The organism is Deinococcota bacterium (assembly GCA_030858465.1).
GTDB lineage: Bacteria > Deinococcota > Deinococci > Deinococcales > Trueperaceae > JALZLY01.
In genome coordinates this window covers 1-3,468 of the sequence record JALZLY010000070.1, presented here as the reverse complement: position 1 = coordinate 3,468, position 3,468 = coordinate 1, and the positions used below count along the sequence as shown (strand labels likewise).

Genomic DNA, 3,468 nt, shown 5'->3' with positions numbered 1-3,468 from the left:
GAACCGATTCAGTTTGGTTTGTCGGCCTTTTCCATACCAACCACATGACGGCTAACATGCATACGATCTCAACCGTTGCAAAGAAGACGTAAGAGTAGGTTGCGCTGCCACCTCCCACAACAAAAAGGGTGGTCAGAATCACTGCCAGGGTGTTAAGCCGGCGGTTGCTTCTAGGGGACAAGACGAGGCACAGGAATATCATCACTATAGGAATCTCGAGGAAGACAGAGAAGACGAGCAGCAACTCTGGAGTGACTGGGAAACCCAAGGAACCATCGATAATCTTCTCTAAAGTGCCAGGGTGTACAAATCCAACTATGTCGGCAAAAGCTATGTTAAACATAACCACTGTCCACAGCGCCGCAAGCTTGAGTCTTGCCATATCCATTTTTCCTCCTTTGTTGTGGCAGGTCATAACAGGCCGTGCCACTACGAGCAGCGTAGCGACGACACGGTATTGACGGGTAGCTACTAAAGTATCGTCGGGGGTATGGTTGTGGGGTTATAGAGAGCTTGGAAGTACCAAAGCTTTGCCGTTATAAACCACCTGCGTGCAGTGCTCGAGCCCAAATGTGTGGAAAAATCGACCTTCAGGCTACAACAGACCCAACTCTCGAGCACGTGCTACCGCTTCGGTTCGGCTTTTAACCTGTAGTTTGTCAAAGATGATTCGGTTGTGTCCCTTAATCGTACTCAATGCGCGGAAAAGGCGCTTGCTGATCTCACGGTTTGAGAGTCCCTGGGCAATCAGCCGGAGTACTTCCAGCTCGCGTTGGCTTAGTGGCTCGAGTAGGTCCTGGGCAGGTGGGGCAGGAGGCAGATAAGGTTTGTCTTCGCTCTCTTGCTCTTCAGCCTCAAATACAGCCAGCAACTTACCTGCATAGTCCGGCATCATCCCATGAGAGGCTACTTCGGACAAGAGTCGAGCTATCGGAACGCCCTCGTCAACAAAAATACGAACGTAATCCTCCGGCTGGGCCAGGGTCAGCGCACGCGCAAGTGGCGTGAGGGCAGGCGTGATATCACCTTGCGCCTCGAGCCCAAGCGCCTGCAGCACCAGGATTTCGATCACGCTTCCCATCCGGCCACCCCCTTCCGCTGCTTGCAGGAGGCGCTCGAGCAGTGCCGTCGCCTCGAGGATGGGGCCCTCTACCTGGTCGATCTTGTATTGGGCTATGAGCATCCTCGCTAGCGTGATGTGCTCGAACTCGCGCAAGTAGCTGAGATCGTCGTCAGAGGACAGGCCCTGCTCACGCACCCACTCTTGGGCTTCGTGCAACCTGCCTTGCCTGACCAACACCCGCGCCTTCAGCGCCGCTATGGGGCGCACGTAGGGGTCGGGGCTCGGGATGTACAGGCGCTCCGCTTCGCCCAGCAGCTCAAGAGCGCCAGCTAAGTCTCCTTGGGCCTCTTTGACTCGCGCCATGGCAACATGCCAGCGATACCGGTTTTCAGATAGCCCGTTGTGTGCGCCCAACTCCTTGCTTTTCAGCAAGTACTGTGAGGCAGCTTCTAGGTCGTTGTGCTCGCGGCGCAGTTCACTCATCCCTACATATAGGTCCGCCGTTCCTGGGGGCATGAATTTGCCCTGACCCGCCGCAAGGTGCAACGCCCGCTCATAGATTCTTGCCGCCTCGCGCAGACGGCCTTGCGCCGTCCTGATGTCAGCCAGGATGAATGCGCCGCTGTTTGACTGGGTGATGTCGCTGATCATCCGCAGACTCGCCATGCCGTCGGCAAAGAACCGGTAGGCGACCTCCAGCTCTCCGTTGCTCCAGGTCGCGAGCCCCAGGAGCGCGGCTGCGGCGCCGCGCCACAAATGGTCGCCCGCAGGCAAGAGGTCCAGCGCCCGCCGGGCGTAGCTCACGCTGCCACGCACGTCGCCGAGCGCCCCGGCGTGATAGGCGCGGGTGATGGCCGTTATCCCCGGCAGGGACCGAAACTCCTCTTCGTCCACAACGACCATTCGGGCCGCTGGGGCTTCCGGCCGCTCACTCATATGTGCCGCAGTGTCGAGCAACCGTTCGGCGTCCCGCAATCGGGCCTCGGCGGCCCCCAGGTCGATAGAGACCAAAGCCAAGGCATAGTACACGCTGAGCACGGGCCTTGTCTTGACCAGCTCGTCTGGTAGTGCCTTCAGCCAGCCAAGGAACGTTTCCTCCTGTCTGCTCGTGAGCATCGCCCTGGCTGCCAGCTCGACTAAGCCCGCCGCTCGAGCGAAATCCTTAGCGGCGAGCGCGTGGCGGATGGCGTCTGACGGCAAGCCGTTCTGCTCGTACCAGGCGCTCGCCCGCCGGTGCAGGCCGGGTAGCTGATGGGGCCGCTCTTCCAGCAAGCGCGCCTGCAACACCTCGGCAAAGAGGTGGTGATAACGGTACCAGCGGCGCTCGTCGTCGAGTGGGACGACGAAGAGGTTATTGCGCTCCAGGCTCTCGAGCATCCTCCTGCCGTCCTCTCGCTCGGTGACGGCATCGCATAGCGGCCCGCTCAGCCTCTCCAGCATCGCGGTCTGCAGCAAGAAGCTGCGCGCGCGCTCAGGCTGGCGCTGCAACACCTCTTCGACCAGATAGTCCAGCACGAAACGGTGGCTGCCGGTAAAGACTCGGATAAACGCCGCAGTATCCTTTTGCCCTTGCATGGAAAGCGCGGCCAGCTGCAGGCCGGCAATCCAGCCTTCGGTGCGGGTCTCAAGTAGAGCGATGTCTTGTGCTAAGAGGTTTAGGCCCATCACCCCTTTGAGAAATTCGGCGGCTTCGGAGGGGGTAAAGCGCAAGTCGCTGGCGCGCAGTTCGCTCAATTGGCCCCGCGCGCGTAACCGGGCCAGAGGTAGCTGTGGGTCTTCACGGGTAGCGATGACCAGGTGCATCTGGGGGGGCAGGTGCTCGAGCACAAAGGTGAGGGCATGGTCGATGGGTTTGGCATCAAGGACGTGGTAGTCGTCGAGGACGAGAACGAAATCGTCCGGCATGGTGGTGACTTCATTGAGCAAGACCGTCAGTATCGTTTCGATAGGCGATGGCTGAGGGGATTGGAGCACGCCGAGTACCCCTTCTCCAATAGTCGGTACAACTGTCTGCAAAGCAGCGATGAGGTAAGCCAGAAAGCGGGTGGGGTCGTTATCGCCTTCGTCCAGCGACAGCCAAGCGGCTGGTCGCTCGCAACCGGCGAGCCATTCGCTGACCAGCGTGGTTTTGCCGAAGCCTGCCGGGGCAGAGACGAGAGTCAGTTTGCGGTGAAGACCCACGTTCAGTTGCTCAATGAGGTGAGGACGGAGAACAATTTTGGCTCGAGATGGGGGGATATAGAGCTTAGTACCTAGAATTGGCGAGGGCATGGATCAATTATGACGAAAAACGACCTGAGCACAGATCATTTCGGAGAGCTCCAAATAAGCTAAATAAGCCGAACGCTGAGCGCTGTTCGCGAAGCACCTCGACAGAGACAGCTTGACGCTGGGCCCTTTCAGAC

Annotated in this window: 2 protein-coding genes; both read right to left on the bottom strand. The window is 58.9% G+C overall.

Translation table 11 applies throughout. The features are described from left to right. The coding region (locus tag M3498_03350; protein MDQ3458332.1) for a DUF6326 family protein at window positions 1-382 on the bottom strand (382 nt) is incomplete at its 3' end. A gap of 213 nt (window positions 383-595) precedes the next feature. Further along, on the bottom strand, window positions 596-3,334 hold the full coding sequence (locus tag M3498_03345; protein MDQ3458331.1) for a LuxR C-terminal-related transcriptional regulator: 2,739 nt from the start codon (window positions 3,332-3,334) through the stop codon (window positions 596-598). Window positions 3,335-3,468: the final 134 nt, after the last annotated feature.

Bases quoted from the DNA above. Each gene is read 5' to 3' on its own strand.
- M3498_03345 (MDQ3458331.1), bottom strand. From the start codon at position 3,334: ATGCCCTCGCCAATTCTAGGTACTAAGCTCTATATCCCCCCATCTCGA.